The sequence below is a fragment of the Flexivirga lutea genome (assembly GCF_054778955.1).
The window spans coordinates 601,380-616,515 of record NZ_BAAGZB010000001.1; the positions used below are offsets into that span (position 1 = coordinate 601,380).

Annotated in this window: 16 protein-coding genes and 2 tRNA genes; 8 read left to right on the top strand and 10 right to left on the bottom strand. The window is 68.6% G+C overall.

Translation table 11 applies throughout. The annotated features are described in order from the left end of the window. Positions 1-20 precede the first annotated feature (20 nt). The 3 genes from ACYVBN_RS02920 to ACYVBN_RS02930 are packed head-to-tail and all read right to left on the bottom strand — an operon-like array spanning position 21 to position 3,666. On the bottom strand, positions 21-1,232 hold the full coding sequence (locus tag ACYVBN_RS02920; RefSeq protein WP_460599212.1) for a hypothetical protein: 1,212 nt from the start codon (positions 1,230-1,232) through the stop codon (positions 21-23). A 10-nt stretch (positions 1,233-1,242) separates the two neighbouring features. After that, positions 1,243-2,397 (bottom strand): SPFH domain-containing protein, encoded by a 1,155-nt coding sequence (locus ACYVBN_RS02925; protein ID WP_460599213.1) that lies wholly within the window; start codon positions 2,395-2,397, stop codon positions 1,243-1,245. 9 nt (positions 2,398-2,406) lie between these two features. After that, positions 2,407-3,666 (bottom strand): MFS transporter, encoded by a 1,260-nt coding sequence (locus ACYVBN_RS02930; protein WP_460599214.1) that lies wholly within the window; start codon positions 3,664-3,666, stop codon positions 2,407-2,409. 69 nt (positions 3,667-3,735) lie between these two features. Between ACYVBN_RS02930 and ACYVBN_RS02935 the strand changes: the two genes are divergently transcribed. The 4 genes from ACYVBN_RS02935 to ACYVBN_RS02950 all read left to right on the top strand — a co-directional run bounded on the left by ACYVBN_RS02935 (position 3,736) and on the right by ACYVBN_RS02950 (position 7,320). After that, positions 3,736-4,239 (top strand): MarR family winged helix-turn-helix transcriptional regulator, encoded by a 504-nt coding sequence (locus ACYVBN_RS02935; RefSeq protein ID WP_460599215.1) that lies wholly within the window; start codon positions 3,736-3,738, stop codon positions 4,237-4,239. A 65-nt stretch (positions 4,240-4,304) separates the two neighbouring features. After that, positions 4,305-5,063 (top strand): ribonuclease PH, encoded by a 759-nt coding sequence (rph, locus tag ACYVBN_RS02940; RefSeq protein WP_440281343.1) that lies wholly within the window; start codon positions 4,305-4,307, stop codon positions 5,061-5,063. Next, a complete protein-coding gene (rdgB, locus tag ACYVBN_RS02945) occupies positions 5,060-5,674 on the top strand; it encodes a non-canonical purine NTP pyrophosphatase (protein ID WP_460599216.1) in 615 nt (204 codons plus the stop codon). Before rph ends, rdgB begins: the two co-directional genes overlap by 4 nt. A 32-nt stretch (positions 5,675-5,706) precedes the next feature. Next, on the top strand, positions 5,707-7,320 hold the full coding sequence (locus ACYVBN_RS02950; RefSeq protein ID WP_460599217.1) for a molybdopterin-binding protein: 1,614 nt from the start codon (positions 5,707-5,709) through the stop codon (positions 7,318-7,320). A gap of 82 nt (positions 7,321-7,402) precedes the next feature. On the opposite strand, the gene ACYVBN_RS02955 is transcribed toward ACYVBN_RS02950, so the two are convergent. Then, positions 7,403-7,735, bottom strand: coding sequence for an antibiotic biosynthesis monooxygenase family protein (locus tag ACYVBN_RS02955; protein WP_460599218.1), 333 nt, complete (start codon positions 7,733-7,735; stop codon positions 7,403-7,405). A gap of 64 nt (positions 7,736-7,799) precedes the next feature. Here ACYVBN_RS02955 and ACYVBN_RS02960 point away from each other — a divergent pair, with 64 nt between their 5' ends. Further along, positions 7,800-8,675 carry an alpha/beta fold hydrolase gene (locus tag ACYVBN_RS02960; protein ID WP_460599219.1) on the top strand — a complete coding sequence of 292 codons (876 nt, stop codon included), beginning with the start codon at positions 7,800-7,802 and terminating at the stop codon, positions 8,673-8,675. On the opposite strand, the gene ACYVBN_RS02965 is transcribed toward ACYVBN_RS02960, so the two are convergent. From ACYVBN_RS02965 to bcp, 3 genes are all read right to left on the bottom strand, one after another. Further along, positions 8,664-8,738 (bottom strand) — tRNA-Leu (locus tag ACYVBN_RS02965). The two genes, ACYVBN_RS02960 and ACYVBN_RS02965, sit on opposite strands and share 12 nt — an antisense overlap. A gap of 30 nt (positions 8,739-8,768) precedes the next feature. Further along, positions 8,769-9,377 (bottom strand): class I SAM-dependent DNA methyltransferase, encoded by a 609-nt coding sequence (locus ACYVBN_RS02970; protein ID WP_460599220.1) that lies wholly within the window; start codon positions 9,375-9,377, stop codon positions 8,769-8,771. Positions 9,378-9,441: 64 nt separating this feature from the next. Continuing rightward, a complete protein-coding gene (gene bcp / locus ACYVBN_RS02975; protein ID WP_460599787.1) occupies positions 9,442-9,909 on the bottom strand; it encodes a peroxiredoxin in 468 nt (155 codons plus the stop codon). 133 nt (positions 9,910-10,042) lie between these two features. Here bcp and ACYVBN_RS02980 point away from each other — a divergent pair, with 133 nt between their 5' ends. Next, positions 10,043-10,327 carry a DUF3618 domain-containing protein gene (locus tag ACYVBN_RS02980; RefSeq protein WP_460599221.1) on the top strand — a complete coding sequence of 95 codons (285 nt, stop codon included), beginning with the start codon at positions 10,043-10,045 and terminating at the stop codon, positions 10,325-10,327. A 28-nt stretch (positions 10,328-10,355) separates the two neighbouring features. Beyond that, complete coding sequence (locus ACYVBN_RS02985) at positions 10,356-10,652, top strand: GroES family chaperonin (protein WP_440281366.1); 297 nt, start codon at positions 10,356-10,358, stop codon at positions 10,650-10,652. An 81-nt stretch (positions 10,653-10,733) separates the two neighbouring features. Here the strand turns inward: ACYVBN_RS02985 and ACYVBN_RS02990 are convergent, their stop codons facing one another. The 3 genes from ACYVBN_RS02990 to ACYVBN_RS03000 form a co-directional block, all read right to left on the bottom strand. Further along, the gene (locus ACYVBN_RS02990; RefSeq protein ID WP_460599222.1) at positions 10,734-11,948 is read right to left on the bottom strand and encodes a PLP-dependent aspartate aminotransferase family protein; all 1,215 of its coding nucleotides are present in this window, start codon (positions 11,946-11,948) and stop codon (positions 10,734-10,736) included. A 3-nt stretch (positions 11,949-11,951) separates the two neighbouring features. Beyond that, positions 11,952-12,989 (bottom strand): L-threonine 3-dehydrogenase, encoded by a 1,038-nt coding sequence (tdh, locus tag ACYVBN_RS02995; protein WP_440281351.1) that lies wholly within the window; start codon positions 12,987-12,989, stop codon positions 11,952-11,954. 107 nt (positions 12,990-13,096) lie between these two features. Beyond that, a tRNA-Lys gene (locus ACYVBN_RS03000) sits at positions 13,097-13,172 on the bottom strand. A 176-nt stretch (positions 13,173-13,348) separates the two neighbouring features. Between ACYVBN_RS03000 and ACYVBN_RS03005 the strand changes: the two genes are divergently transcribed. Continuing rightward, positions 13,349-15,064 carry a YihY/virulence factor BrkB family protein gene (locus ACYVBN_RS03005; protein ID WP_460599223.1) on the top strand — a complete coding sequence of 572 codons (1,716 nt, stop codon included), beginning with the start codon at positions 13,349-13,351 and terminating at the stop codon, positions 15,062-15,064. Positions 15,065-15,136: the final 72 nt, after the last annotated feature.

A 15,136-nucleotide genomic window follows, 5' to 3' on the forward strand; every position in this document is an offset into this window, starting at 1 on the left:
CGGTGATTCCAGGGCGTCCGTCAACCGCCGCCCTTGGTCTTCTTCACCACCAGCACCACGATCACGACGACGATGATCGCCAGCAGCACCGCGCACGTGATCTTGACCTTGCTCCACGGCCGCCGGCCCTGCACCTCACCGGTCACGCCGTTGATGAAGACCTGGAACGGGCGGCCTTCGAACGTCACGGTCAGTAGCCACACCGGCAGCAGGAGCTGGGCGAAGGTGAGCGTGCGGAACGACGTGCTGACCTGACCGACGCGTTGTTCGTCGCCGCCGATGTCCTGGCGGATGGTCGAGCGGATCTCGTCGTCCATCTGGCCGCGTGCGCCGTCCTCGAACCGCTGCTGTGCGTCCTCGTCATACGTGCGGCTGAGGTGGCCGGCGATGTACTGCGGCGAATAGGGCTGCGCCGACGGGATCGGCCACGGCTCGAGTGCGACGACCTTCTTGTGGTCCAGGCCGGTGTTCGCCGGTTCGAGCACGTCGCGGAAATCGTTGGCCACCCGTCCCGATACCGGCCACCAGTTCGTGCGGGTCTCGGTATGGCGGTTCTCGCCCTCGCCCACCACCACGGTGTAGTGCTCACCGCGCTGACCGGTGTAATCGGTGACGGTCTGCGCGTCATACGTGAAGTAGCTCAGGTAGATGCTGGTGAACGACCCGACCTCGCGGTAGGTCTTGAACTCGCGCGGCGCGAACCACCGACTGTTGATCCACTCGTTGACGGCGCGGTGCGCGGCGGATTCGTCGACCTGGAAGGGGAGCACTCCGTCGATCGGCAGCCGCTCGGGTGCCTGCTGCAGGTCGTTGCGCTGGATCGGTGTCGCGCAGTAGGGGCACTTCGTCGCGGTCAGCGTGCCCTCGAAAGACGTTCTGCCACCACAGTTCTGGCAGACCACCTCCCGGGTGAGTGACCTGGGCCGGTCGTGCTCATCGGCCGCGATGCGCTGCGCCAGGTCGTGCATCGCCGTGCCGAGGTCACGCTTGGTGACGGTGCCCTGCGGCGCCGTCAACGGCTCGGTGTGCCCGCAGGCACGGCAGGCCAGTCGTTGATGGCCGGGGTCGTAGAACAGGTTCGCCCCGCACTGCGGGCAGGGGTAGGTGCGGGTCTGCTCGCTGCGTTGTATCTGTGCCGGGTCGCGCAACGCACCGGGGTCCGGCAGGCGCGCGGGTTGCGGCAGCGGCGGTGGCGTCGGCAGCGGCGGAGGCTGCGGCTGGTCGTCCGTCATCGGTATGACGTCACTCCGCCGGTGGAGCCGGGGGAGCGGGTGGAGCGGCGTCCGGCAGGGGCGGCGGCGTGGGCGCCAGGAGTGGCGCGAGATCGGGCACGGCGGAAGCAGCCGACCACTGCGGCATACCGGCCGTCCACACCAGCGACTCCGGGGTGACGTGACCCGAGGAGCGCAACTCATCGAGCGTGAACGGGCCCTGTTGCTGGCCGTTCACGGCGAGGTAGAAGGTCTTTCCGCCGGGCAACGGCGGGGGAGTGCCGGCCGGTTGCCCGCCCAGCGCGCCGGCCGTCTGACCGGCCATCTGGGCGCCCATCGCCGCACCCATCCCGGCGGCCATCAGCTGGCCCATGGGGCCGCCGCCGGGGTTGCCTGCGGCGGTGACCATGGCCTCGGCAGCCATCGCCTGCTGGTAGCGCTGCATGTCGCCGACATTGCCGGCCCAGCCGGACGCCTCAACGCCCTTGGCGACACCGCGGGTCATCGCATTGGTGATCTCGTCCGGCAGTGAGATGTTCATGGTGATCGCGTCGATGCCCAGGCCGTATTCGTCGTCGACGCGTTCGGCGACGAACTGCCGCAGTTTGTCGGACAGCTCGACCTGCTTGCCCTGCAGGTCGATCACGCCCAGCTTGGTCTCCATGACCATGTCGGAGAAGGCGAGGGTGATGACGCGGCGCAACAGCTCGCCGATCTCGTCGATCTGCACCTGGGAGTCGGTGCCGATGACCTGGCGCAGGAAGATCGCCGGGTCCACGACCCGCACCACGCACAGCCCGTTGGCGCGCAGTTGCACCATCTTGAAGTCCGGATCCCGCACGGTCACGGGATTGGCCGTGCCCCAACGGAAATCGGTCACCGGACGGGTGTTGATGAAGTAGACCTCGCTGCGGAACGGGCTGTTGAAGCCGTGCTGCCAGCCCTGCAGCGTCGCCATGATCGGGAGGTTCTCGGTGGTCAACTCGTACATGCCCGGCCCGAAGCGGTCCGCCAGCTTGCCGGTGTGCACGAAGACCGCTTCCTGGCCCTCGCGGACGATCAGTTTGGCGCCGTTCTTGATCTCGTTGTGGTAGCGCGGGAAGCGCCACGCGAGTGCGGAGTGCGAGTCATCGATCCACTCGATGATGTCGACGAGTTCGCCCCTGATCTTGTCCATGAGTCCCATGCCCACAGCTTAGGTATGGCGGGCGGCCTCCGGAGCCGGGACGCCGTCATCGGGGGCCGGGATCGCCCGGCGCAGATTGCGGCTGCCGCGGCCCAGCAACGGTGCCAGGGCACAGCAGGCCAGGACCGTCGCGCACCCGCCGATCACCGGCTTCACGCCGTACCAGCCGGTCAGCGGCCCGGCCAGGGCGTTGCCCAGCGGCATGCCGACGAACGACACGAGGCTGTCCCAGGAAGCGACCCGGGCCAGCAGATGATGCGGCACCTCGTCCTGGATGGCGGTCTCCCACATGACGCTGAAGAACATCAGCCCCGCGTAGCCGATGAGCCCGGTCACGATGACGGTGTCGAGCCGGCCGGGCCAGACATAGCCCGCCGCCCACAGCGGCATCAGCGCGCAGGCCAGCCAGCCGATGCGCAACGGATGGCGTGGCCGCGCGCGCAGCGCGATGGCGCTGCCGATCAGGCCCCCGGCGCCTTCCGCTGCGGTGATGAATCCGAAGGCGTGCGGTCCGCCGAGATCACGCAGCGCCACCACCTGCACCAGCACCAGCAGCACGCCGTTGGCCACGTGGTAGATCCCCGCGGCGGCGATGCCGGCGAAGAGCCAGTCGCGTTCGCGGATGGTGCGCCAGCCGGCGGCCAGGTCGGCGCGGAAACTGACCCGGACGCCGGTCCGGACGACGGTGCTGCGGATCCGCCATACGGTCGCGCAGGAGGCGAGGTAGGTGAGTGCGTTGATGACGAAACCGGTGGGGGCACCGGCGAATCCGACGACGATCCCCGCCAGTGCCGGCCCGGCGATCATGCTGACGCCCTGCAGCACGCTCAGCAGCGCGTTGGCGTGTTGGCGTTGATCGGCCCGCACCAGAGTGGGCTTGAGCGACTGCATCGCGGGCTGGAAGAACGCGCCCGCGCCGCCGGAGACGATCGTCAGCGGCGCCAGCATCGCGAACGAGGCGTGTCCGGTCGCGAAGACCGCCCCGGTCAGCGCGGCGGTGACGGCGCGCACCAGATCCGACCAGAGCATCACGGTGCGCGGCGACAGCCGGTCGCTCCACACGCCGCCGGCCCGGGTGAATGCGGTGCGGCTGACCATCAGCACGGCCATCAGGTAGCCGAGCTCGCCGACCGATCCGCCGTGCAGCAGGATCCCGACGGACAGTGCGATCGGCTGGAACGCGTTGCCCAGCCAGGACATGCCCTGGCCGACGGCAAGCAGCCGGAAGTCGGGCGAGAGCGCGCCGGCTTCGCGGGATCGGAGCCTCACATCGTCGACGATAGTTTGATGCCAAACAGTCAGTCAACGAACAATTAACCGACGTACTAATCTGTGGGGATGAGCAGGGCGCAGGACTCGGTCGATCTGCATGTCGCGCGATGGGCGGCGTTGTGGGACGGCAACCCGTCCTTCGACGGTGAGGTCGAGGCGGCCATGACGCGGATGCAGTTCCTGCTGCGCCTCAAGGCCCGGCGCGACGCCGCGGCGTTCGCAGGGCACGACTTGACCATGGAGGACTACGGCACACTGCACGAACTGATGGTGCAGCCCTATCCCACCGAGGCGACGCCGACGCAGCTGGCCGAGGCGGTCGGTGTCACCAAGGCGTCGATGACCGGCCGGCTGGATCGTCTGGAGCGCTCCGGACTGATCACCCGCGAGACCGACAGCAAGAACCGTCGCCGCGTCCTGGTCCGACCGACCCGGGCGGGCCGGGAGGCGTGGGACCGTTACGTGCACGCCGGCATGCGCCGCGAGCAGGAGATCCTCGGCGCGCTGAGCGACCGCGAGATGGTGCAGCTCAACGCGTTGCTGCGCAAGGCGGTTCGCGCCCTGGAGTGATGCTTCCTCGGGGCGGCGCAGATCCGCGCGCCGCCGCACGCCGTCCTCCTCCTACCCTTGCTTGCATGAGTGACGACGTGACCCGACATGACGGCCGTGCCCCCGACCAGTTGCGCGAGGTGCGGATCACCCGCAACTGGCTGGACCACGCCGAGGGCAGCGTGCTGGTGGAGTTCGGCAAGACGAGGGTCCTGGTCGCGGCGTCGTTCACGGCGGGCGTGCCGCGCTGGCTGGCCGGGCAGGGCACCGGGTGGGTGACCGCGGAGTACGAGATGTTGCCGCGCTCGACCAACACGCGCTCGAGTCGTGAGTCGCGCAAGGGCAAGGTGGGCGGTCGCACCCACGAGATCTCCCGCCTGATCGGGCGCTCGCTGCGCGCCGTCATCGACACCAAGGCGCTCGGCGAGAACACGATCGTGCTCGACTGCGATGTGCTGCAGGCCGATGGCGGCACGCGCACCGCCTCGATCACCGGCGCGTATGTCGCGCTGGCCGACGCCATCGCCGATGCCCGCGACCGCGGTTTGCTGGCGCCGAAGGCGCAGCCGCTGACCGGGTCGATCGCCGCGGTGAGCGTCGGGATCGTCAAGGGCCGCCCGGTGCTCGACCTGGACTACCCGGAGGACTCGACCGCCGAGACCGACATGAACGTCGTGATGACCGGCGAGGGCGGCTTCGTGGAGGTGCAGGGCACCGCCGAGGGCAAGCCCTTCGACCGTGGCGAGCTCGACACGCTGCTCGCGCTGGCCGAAAAGGGCATCGGGGACCTCACGTCCCTCCAGCAGCAGGCGCTGGCCGCCCCGGCCCGGGAGCGCCGGCGATGAGCGACCGCACGCTCGTCCTGGCCACCCGCAACGAGGGCAAGCTGCGCGAGATGCGGCAACTCGTCGCCGAGACGCCCGAGCTGATCGGTGTCGAGGTCGTCTCGGTCGCGTCGTTCCCGGACGTCGGAGAAGTCGTCGAGAGCGGCGTCACCTTCCTGGAGAACTCCTCGCTGAAGGCGCAGGCCGTGGCAAAGGCGACCGGACTGCCCGCCATCGCTGACGATTCGGGTCTCGCCGTCGACATACTCGGCGGCTGCCCGGGTGTGTTCTCCGCGCTCTGGGCCGGCACGCACGGTGCCGACCAGGCCAACATCGACCTGCTCCTGGCGCAGACCACCGACGTCGCCGTGGAGCGGCTGACCGCGAAGTTCGTCTGCTGCGTCGTGCTCGCACTCCCGGACGGCACGCAGCGTTCGCGGTTCGGCGAGGTTCACGGACGGCTGACGCGAGACCAGCGCGGGGACAACGGATTCGGCTACGATCCGATCTTCGAGTTGCCCGACGGGCGGTCGCTTGCCGAACTGACCGATGCGGAGAAGAACGCCATCTCGCACCGTGGCAACGCGCTGCGTGCGCTGCGGGCCGACCTGACCGAATTGTTGACGCGCTAGGGCTTCACAGCGGCCGGTGCGACGATGGACACGTGGTCAAGGAATACGTCGAAACGATGCAGCCGGCGCAGCCGGGGTCGTCCGGCCGCGGCCGGCTCTCGGCCCTGGGCGGCTTCATCGCCGGTCTGGTGACCGTCGGGTGCGCCGAGTTCCTGGCCGGGGTGTTGCTGCGTCAGGGCTGGAGTGACGGCACGCCGTCACCGGTGCTCGCCGTCGGCGGCGCCTTCATCGACCGGACGCCGCCGTGGCTGAAGACCTGGGCCATCGACACGTTCGGCACCAACGACAAGCACGTGCTCCTCGGCGGGATCGCCGTCGTGCTGGTACTGCTCAGTCTCCTCATCGGCTGGCTGCTGCCGCGTCGATTCACCGCCGCGCTCGTGCTCTTCATCGTGCTGATCGGGGTCGCTGCGGCGGCCGTCACCTCCCGCCCGCACGCCGGCGCCGCCGATCTGGTGCCGTTGCTGGTGGGTGCCGTGGCCGGTCTGGCGACGCTGCATCTGTGGCGCGAGCGGGTGTTGCTGCCGGCGGCCGCCGCCGGCGGTGCTGCCGCCGCGGGCCCGGGGGATCGGCCGAGGTCCGGAGCAGGCCGTCGTCCGGTGCTGCTCGGTGCCGGAGCCGCCGTTGTCGCGGTCCTGCTCGGGTCGGTCGGTCGGGCATGGGGCAACGGCGCCCGGGCCGTGCAGGCAGCCCGCGATGCATTCGTCGTGCCCCGGGTGCCCCAGCCGGTGACGCCGCCGCCGGGTGCGTCGGTGGGTGTGTCCGGCGTGACGCCATACATCGTGCCGAACAGCGACTTCTACCGCATCGACACGGCGTTGGTGGTGCCGCAGGTGGACCCGAACTCGTGGCGGCTGCGGGTCACCGGGATGGTCGACCACGATCTCGAGATCGACTGGCAGACCTTGTTGTCCAAGCCGATGCAGCAGGCGATGGTCACCCTGATGTGCGTCTCCAACGAGGTCGGTGGCCACCTCAACGGCAACGCCGTGTGGACCGGTTGGCCGGTGCGCGAACTGCTCGCCGAGGCGGGCGTGCGCGACGGTGCGGACATGGTCCTGTCGCGCAGCGTGGACGGATTCACCGCCGGTACGCCGATCGAGGCGATGACCGATGACCGCAACGCCCTCATCGCGGTGGCGATGAACGGGCAGGCCCTGCCGGCCGAGCACGGTTTCCCGGTGCGGCTCGTGGTGCCCGGTCTCTACGGCTACGTCTCCGCGACCAAGTGGCTCACCGAGCTGAAGGTCACGACCTATCAGCAGGACCAGGGCTACTGGACTCCCCGTGGTTGGTCGCCGCGGGGACCGGTGAAGACGTCCTCGCGGATCGACGTACCCCACGGCGGCGCCAAACTCGACGCCGGCACCGTCGCGGTCGCGGGCGTCGCCTGGCACCAGCACGTGGGTATCTCGAAGGTGCAGGTGAAAGTCGATGACGGCGCGTGGCAGGACGCCCGGCTCGGCGCCGCCGCCAACGCGGATGTATGGCGCCAGTGGGTCTTTTCGTGGCAGGCGACCTCCGGTCACCACACTCTTACCGTGCGGGCGGTGGACGGTGACGGCAAGGTGCAGATCGCTGCCTTCGCCCCGCCGGCACCGGACGGGTCCACCGGGTACCACTCGATCTCGGTGACCGTGCGCTGAAGTCACCGAGAGGTCGACGGATGTCGCGGGATGACCGTCCGGCGGCATCCGTTGACCACTCGGTGCGATCCGTAGGTCTCGGTCAGCCGCGCAACACGTCGACGAAGTGGTCGACGGCCGGCACCGGGTCGTAGAAGTGGTGCAGCGACGCGCGCCACAGCTGGTAGTCGTCCGACTCCCGGAACCCGACGGTGTGATCGGTGAGCTGCCCCCACTGCACCTGGAGCAGGTATTCGTTCGGTCGCTCGACGCAGCGCGTCAGTCGAAGGTCGCGAAATCCCTTCTGCCTGCTGATGATCGGCACCGCGGCGGCGAAGGCCCGCTCGAACTCTTCCTCCTGGCCTGCCCGCACCGGTAGGACGACCGCCTCGAGGATGGGGGAGACGTCGCGCGGGCGGTCGATCGGTGTGCTCATGGGGGCGCACTCTACGTGCAGCGGTCGCGGTACGGCGCCGGCTGCTGCATGGCACGCTGGTCCCATGACCTCCATCTCACTTCCCGACGGCCGCTCCCTCGACATACAGGTCAGCGGGCCCGATGACGGCCCCGTCCTCATCTTTCATCACGGCACTCCGGGCTCGGTGCTGCCACGGCGGAAGATGGTGGAGCAGGCTGCCGAGCGCGGGCTCCGGCTGGTGACGTATTCCCGCGCTGGGTATGGCGATTCGTCGCGACGCCCAGGACGCACCGTCGCCGACATCGCGGGCGACGTGGCAGCGATCCTGGACCATCTGGGTGCCGAGAAGGCGATGACGGCCGGCTGGTCCGGTGGTGGCCCGCACGCCCTCGCAACCGGCGCCCTGCTGCCCGAGCGCATCACCGGCGTGCTGTCCATCGCGGGTGTGGCGCCGTACGACGCCGCGGGGCTGGACTTCCTCGCCGGTATGGGCGAGGGCAACATCGAGGAGTTCGGAGCGGCCCTCGACGGCGAGCCCGAGCTGCGGCCGCTGCTGGACGGTATGCGCGAGGAGTTGAAGAACGCCACCCCGGCGGCAATCCTCAGCGAACTGAGTACGTTGCTGCCGGAGGTGGATCGGCAGCAGATCACCGACGAGGCCGGCGAGGAGATGGCCGCCAACTTCCGCGAGGCGCTGAAGAACGGCGTCGACGGCTGGGCGGACGACGACCTGGCGTTCACCGTCCCGTGGGGCTTCGACCTCGGATCGATCTGCGTGCCGACGTTCGTCTGGCAGGGGAGTGCCGACCTGATGGTGCCGTTCGCGCACGGCCAGTGGCTGGCCGCGAATGTGCCGGACGCCACGGCGCACCTGCTCGAAGGAGAAGGGCATCTCTCGATCGGCATGGGTGCGATGCCGCAGATGCTCGACGAGCTCCGCGCGACGTGCGGCCGATGAGATTCGAACTCACACTGTCGGGTACCTAAAACCCGTGCCTCCTGCCAGTTGGGCTACGGCCGCTCGGCGCACGAGTCTAGGGTGTCGGCCCCGTCATGCCGCGCGCAGTATCCCGACGAAGAATTCGTCGTCACCCGGCTCGGGTCGCAGGTCGTAGGTCGCGTAGCGCGACTCGAGCCGCCAGCCACCGGCCTCCGCGTCGGCGATGAACTCCTCGGCAGGGTAGCTGCGGCGACCGGAACCACCGTCCTGGTGGAAGCCCACGAGCAGGCGACCTTCGGGTGTCACGACGGTGCGCAATGCCGCCAGGACGGCGCGTTCGGAGTCCTCGGCGAGGAACGTCAGCACGTTGCCGACACACACGATGAGGTCGTATGACGAGGGAAACTCCTGGGCGGCAAGGGAATCGGGACTGACGTCCTCCAGTCGCACCTGCGCCACGGGCAGCGCCGGGTAGGTCCGGCCGGCCTGGGCGAGCAGTTCGGCATCGAGGTCGACCCCATAGGCGTCGTGTCCGGCCGCCTCGAGGGCGGCGGCGATCCGGCCCATCCCACAGCCGGCGTCCAGCACCGTGCCGGACCGGGGCAGCAGGACGTCCGCCAGCCGTGCCTCACCGGTGATGTCGACACCGTCCTTGAGCAGTTGTGCGAACCGTGCGCCGTAACCGTGGTGCCCCTGCTCCCAACGGGACAGATTGCTCATGCAGCTGCCTCCTGCCTCGGGTGCTGCATCCGGCCTGTGCCCATCGATCGCTCGCCACGCCCGCTCATCCGAGCTTCAGCGCCTTGGACAGCGACGCGACGTGCCCGGTGGCCTTGACGTTGTACCGGGCCAGCTCGACCGTGCCCTCCGGGTCGACCACGATCGTGGACCGGATCACACCCACGACGGTCTTGCCGTAGAGCTTCTTCTCGCCATACGCCCCATAGGCCTCCAGGACCGCTTTGTCCGGGTCGGCGAGCAGCGGGTAGGTGAGTGATTCCTTCTCGACGAACTTCGCGAGCTTCTCGGGCTGGTCGGGGGAGATGCCGATCACGTCGTAACCGGCACCCTGCAGGGTGGACAGGGAGTCACGGAAGTCACACGCCTCCTTGGTGCAGCCGGGCGTCATCGCGGCCGGGTAGCAGAAGATCACCAGGTGTGTGCCACGGAAGTCGCTGAGCGAGACCTCCTTCCCGCTGTCCGAGGTGAGTGTGAACTCCGGCGCCTGGTCGCCGATCTCGAGTCGAGCCATCCCTATGACCTCCTGGAAGCTTCCGCCCACGTGTGGGCCGGTGCGAATGTCGTTCGTCATCCGTTATCGTCTCAGGCGAGCCCGACACACGCGGCGCGACCGTGCCGAACGAACTTCGAGCCGAGGAGACACCATGGCTGACAAGGCCCCCGCGAAACCCGCCACGCGTTCCGCCAAGGACATCGAGGCGGACCTCGCGGCGACGCGCGAGCGGCTGGCCGGCACCATCGACGAGTTGGCGTTCCGCGCACAGCCCAAGGAGCTCGCCAAGCGCCAGGTCGAGGACGTCAAGCTCAAGGTCGGCGGCTTCACCCACACTCCGGACGGTCAGCTGGACACCCACAAGCTCGGTATGGCGCTGGGCGGCGTCGCCGTGGTGCTGCTCACCCTGGGCATCCTGCGCCGCGCACGTGGCTGAGCCCGCAGCGGGCAATCTGCCCATCAAGATGCTGCACGACCGGGTGCTGGTGTCCGCCGACGGTGACGGCGGCGAACGCAAGTCCGGCGGCGGCATCGTCATACCTGCGACCGCCTCGGTGGGGAAGCGGCTCGCCTGGGCCGAGGTCGTCGCGGTCGGCCAGCACGTGCGCCAGGTCAAGATCGGCGACCGGGTGCTGTTCGACCCCGAGGACCGGGCCGAGGTCGAGCTGCAGAGCCGCACCTACCTGCTGCTGCGGGAGCGTGATCTGCACGCCGTCGCGGCGCAGCGGGTCGAGACCGGCTCGACCGGGCTCTACCTCTGACCGGCGCACAGGTCTCGATACGCTCCCCCGCTTCGCTCCTCCGCTACCCGTCGATACGCCCGCTCGTCCCTCGCGGGCTACTCAGGACGACGCTCGACCAGCGTGCGGGCTAACTTCCGCGCGGGCTTCCTCGAACGCTCGCACGCAGGCCCGCACGTCGTCCTCGCTGTGCGCCGCGGACAGCTGCACACGGATGCGCGCCCTGCCCTGCGGCACCACCGGGTAGGAGAACGCGATCACGTAGACGCCGCGGCGGAGCATGGCATCGGCGATCTGCGCCGCCTGCCGGGCACCGTCCTCGCCGGGGAACATGATCGGGGTGATCGGGTGACTGCCGGGCAACACCTCGAAGCCGGCCTCCGTCATCATGGTCCGGAAGAGCACCGTATTGGCGTTCAGCTTCTCGCGCTGCTCGCGCGAGTTGCCAGCGATCTCAAGGGCTTTCATCGAGCCGGCGACAACCGACGGGGCGACCGCGTTGGAGAACAGATAGGGCCGTGACCGCTGCCGCAGCAGGTCGACGATCTCCTGGTGCGCCGCGACGTAGCCGCCGGAGGCGCCGCCGAGCGCTTTGCCGAGCGTGCCGGTCACGATGTCGACCCGGTCGATGACGCCGCAGTGCTCGGGTGTCCCGCGGCCGTCCTCGCCGACGAAGCCGACGGCGTGCGAGTCGTCCACCATCACCAGCGCGCCGAACTCCTCGGCCAGATCACAGATCTCGGCCAACGGCGCGTAGTAACCGTCCATCGAGAAGACGCCGTCGGTGACGATCACCGTATGGCGCGCGCCCGCGGCCTGCGCTGCCTCCAGCTGCGCGCGCAGATCGGTCATGTCGGCGTTGTGGTAACGGAAGCGCTTGGCCTTGGACAGTCGTATGCCGTCGATCAGCGACGCATGGTTCAGTTCGTCCGAGATGATCGCGTCCTCTGCCCCGAAGAGCACCTCGAAGATGCCGCCGTTGGCGTCGAAGCAGGACGAGTAGAGGATCGCGTCGTCGGTGCCGACGAAGTGGGCGATCTGTCGCTCGAGGTCCCGGTGCTGGGTCTGCGTGCCGCAGATGAAGCGCACGCTCGCCATACCGAAACCCCACTGCTGCAGGGCATCCCGGGCCGCGGCCACGACGTCGGGGTGGTCGGCGAGGCCGAGGTAGTTGTTGGCGCAGAAGTTCAGTGCGTCGGTGCCGGCGGTCTGCACCTTCGCCGACTGCGGCGTGGACAACTCGCGCTCGTGCTTGGTCAGTCCGGCGTCGTCGATCTCCTGCAGCGTCGCGACGAGCGCGTCCTTGTTGGCGTACATCTCCTAGCTCCAATCCATGACGACTTTGCCGCACTCGCCCGACCGGGCGGCGTTGAACGCGTCCTGCCACTGCTCGGCGGGGAAGCGGTGGGTGATGACCGAGTGCACGGCGTCGGCCAGCGCCGGCGAGGACTGCAGCATCGCACTCATGGCGTACCAGGTGTCGTACATCTCGCGGCCGTAGATGCCCTTGATGGTCAGCATGTGAGTGATCACCCTGCCCCAGTCGATGGCGAACGGGTCACCGGGCAGGCCGAGCATCGCGATGCGGCCACCGTGGTTCATGTTGTCGATGAGTTCGCTGACCGCGGAAGGGTTTCCCGACATCTCCAGGGCAATGTCGAAACCTTCGCGCATGCCCAGGTCGGCCTGCGCGTCGGCGATGCGTTCGCGGGCGACGTTGACCACCCGGTCGGCGCCGGCCGCCTTGGCCAGCTCGAGCCGGTAATCGCTGACATCGGTCACCACGACATACCGGGCACCGACGTGCTTGGCGATGGCTGCGCCCATGACGCCTATCGGCCCGGCTCCGGTCACGAGCACGTCCTCGCCGGCGATCGGGAAGGACAGCGCGGTGTGGGTGGCGTTGCCGAACGGGTCGAAGATCGCACCGACGTCGGGATCCAGGTCGGCCGGCTGCACCCACACGTTGGAGGCCGGTATGACGACGTAGTCGGCGAAGGCGCCGTTGCGGTTGACACCCACCGAGCTGGTGCGGATGCACAGCTGGCGGCGGCCGGCCCGGCAGTTGCGGCACTCGTTGCACACGACGTGCCCCTCCCCGGAGACCCGCTGGCCGACCTCCACGCTGGTGACCCCGGGGCCGACGTCGACGACCTCACCGAAGAACTCGTGTCCGATGATCAACGGTGGCTCGACGGTGGCCGCGGCCCAGTCGTCCCAGCCTTCCAGGTGCAGGTCGGTGCCGCACAGGCCCGCCCGCCATACCTTGATCTTGACCTCGCCGGGCCCGGCGGTCGGCTCCGGTGCGTCGATCAACTCCAAGCCCGGTCGGGCTCCTGTCTTCGCAAGTGCACGCACGCCGGACAGTCTGCTACGCGGCCCTGTCCAGCATGTGAGCGGGGTAACAGGGTGTCGGGTCGGCGGACAACGAAACACTCCGGACCGCAATGCGATCCGGAGTGTGCTGGTGCGCCATCAGGGACTCGAACCCCGAACCCGCTGATTAAGAGTCAGCTGCTCTGCCAATTGAGCTAATGGCGCCCGGTGTCACCGGGCATGAGCGCCTCGGTGCGTGGAAAAACATAGCAGGGACGACCGGCAGAAATGAAATCGAGGGTTGCAGCCGCTAGGTTGCCAAGTCGATGCAGTTGTCGACGCTGTCTGTCGATGCATATTCGTCGATGCACGTCTCTGGCCCCGACCGAAGGACTCCACGGATGTCACTGCTGCTGTTGGAAGACGAAGAAATCGAGCGTCCGAAGGACATACCGGACGTCACCGCGAAGGCGGACTGGAAGATCGCGCTGAAACGCGCGGTCAGCAAGTTCGGCATGGACGGATGCACCGATCTGGCCGCGGCGCTGACCTACCGGTCGATGCAGTCGCTGTTCCCCGGGATCATCGCGGTCCTGTCGCTGCTGAATCTCTTCGGCAACGGGAAGGAGACGGCCAACAACGTCGTCGACAAGCTGGCCGCCATCGTCGGCAAGTCGCCGCACGACAAGTCGCTCGGCACGATCAAGACCTTCATCGAGCACATCACGACCCAGGGCGGCGGCGCGATCGCGTTCGTCGCCGGCGTGCTGCTCGCCCTGAACTCCGCATCGGGTTACGTGCAGGCGTTCAGCAAGGCCGCCAACAAGATGTATGACGTCCGCGAGGGCCGCTCGACGATCAGGCTCAAGGCGTCCCTGCTGCTGGTCACCGCCATCGAGGTGGTGTTGATCCTCGTGGTGATCTTCGCCATCGTCACGACGGGCTCGGTCGCCCAGCAGGTGGGCGACGCCGTCGGGCTCGGCCAGACCGCGGTCACCGTGTGGGACTGGGCCAAATGGCCGTTCGTGATCTTCATCGTCGTGCTGATCATCGGCATGCTCTTCTGGGCAGCGCCCAACGTGCAGAAGACCAAGAAGGACCTCTTCACCTGGGGTGCGCTCATCGGCTTCGTCGTCTGGCTGCTGGCATCGATCGCGCTGGGTGTTTACATCACTCTCAGCCACGGTGCCAGCTACCAGAAGACCTACGGCATCTTCGCCAACGCGATCATCTTCCTGTTGTGGCTGTGGATCACCAACCTCGCGGTGCTGTTCGGTGCGGAGGTCGACGCCGAACTGTTGCGCACCCGCCAGCTCAAGTCCGGTCTGCCGGCGGAGGACATCATCCTGTTGCCGCCCAAGGACGACTCGCAGTTCGCCAAGCTCGACCTCAAGCTCGCCAAGCAGTACGACGCAGCGCACGAACTGCGACTGGAGTCGATGCGCGAGGCGGCCGACGACCCCTACCTCTACGGACGCCCCGCGCTGGCCGCCGGGCGCGCGGCCCAGCTGGTGGGGGAGGCCAGCACGTCACAGCGATCGGGTAGTACTGGACTGGTGGGGCCGCGTGATGCGACGGTGCCACGCGACGAGATCACCAGCGATGAAGAGGTGGGTGCGATGGCCGTGGACGCCGAGGAACAGGCCGCCATCGAGGAGGCGCGCTTGCGGCGCCGCGATACGTGGCTGCTGAAGTCGCAGAAGGCGCGCCGGGTGCGCGACCGACTCGACCGGCAACGGGCCAAGGCAGCGCGCCGCGCGGCGCAGCGCGAGGCCGAGGCCGCCCGGGAGATCAAGATCAAGGAGTCCTACGTCACCCGCGAGCAGCGGTGGGCGTCGGTGGCGAAGGTGCGTGCGAAGTTCGCGTCGCCCGAGACGCCGCAGCGGGACGAGGTCCTCGCCGAGCGTCAGGCGCGGCGCGCGGCATACGAGGCGGAGCTGGCCGACAAGCACGCCGAGGCGGTCCGGTCGCCCCAATCGACCGACCGACCCGCGCCCAAGCATCACCGCAGTGCCACGTCACCCGGACCGTCGGCGCTGCGCACCGAGATCGAGCAGGACCAGCAGGATCGGCGTGATCGGTGGTTCACGCTGCATCCGAGACGACGCGCACAGTGAATCGGCCCTCCGCAGCCCTTTTTGACTCCGGGTCAGTTGGGGTAGACAGGAGGTGGCGGCGTCGGCCTGACG

Bases quoted from the DNA above. Each gene is read 5' to 3' on its own strand.
- bcp (WP_460599787.1), bottom strand. From the start codon at position 9,909: ATGGCTCGACTCGAGATCGGCGACCAGGCGCCGGAGTTCACACTCACC.
- rph (WP_440281343.1), top strand. From the start codon at position 4,305: ATGAGTGACGACGTGACCCGACATGACGGCCGTGCCCCCGACCAGTTG.
- ACYVBN_RS02985 (WP_440281366.1), top strand. From the start codon at position 10,356: ATGCTGCACGACCGGGTGCTGGTGTCCGCCGACGGTGACGGCGGCGAA.
- ACYVBN_RS02960 (WP_460599219.1), top strand. From the start codon at position 7,800: ATGACCTCCATCTCACTTCCCGACGGCCGCTCCCTCGACATACAGGTC.
- ACYVBN_RS02970 (WP_460599220.1), bottom strand. From the start codon at position 9,377: ATGAGCAATCTGTCCCGTTGGGAGCAGGGGCACCACGGTTACGGCGCA.
- rdgB (WP_460599216.1), top strand. From the start codon at position 5,060: ATGAGCGACCGCACGCTCGTCCTGGCCACCCGCAACGAGGGCAAGCTG.
- ACYVBN_RS02980 (WP_460599221.1), top strand. From the start codon at position 10,043: ATGGCTGACAAGGCCCCCGCGAAACCCGCCACGCGTTCCGCCAAGGAC.
- ACYVBN_RS02925 (WP_460599213.1), bottom strand. From the start codon at position 2,397: ATGGGACTCATGGACAAGATCAGGGGCGAACTCGTCGACATCATCGAG.
- ACYVBN_RS02920 (WP_460599212.1), bottom strand. From the start codon at position 1,232: ATGACGGACGACCAGCCGCAGCCTCCGCCGCTGCCGACGCCACCGCCG.
- ACYVBN_RS02935 (WP_460599215.1), top strand. From the start codon at position 3,736: ATGAGCAGGGCGCAGGACTCGGTCGATCTGCATGTCGCGCGATGGGCG.
- ACYVBN_RS02990 (WP_460599222.1), bottom strand. From the start codon at position 11,948: ATGTACGCCAACAAGGACGCGCTCGTCGCGACGCTGCAGGAGATCGAC.
- ACYVBN_RS03005 (WP_460599223.1), top strand. From the start codon at position 13,349: ATGTCACTGCTGCTGTTGGAAGACGAAGAAATCGAGCGTCCGAAGGAC.
- ACYVBN_RS02955 (WP_460599218.1), bottom strand. From the start codon at position 7,735: ATGAGCACACCGATCGACCGCCCGCGCGACGTCTCCCCCATCCTCGAG.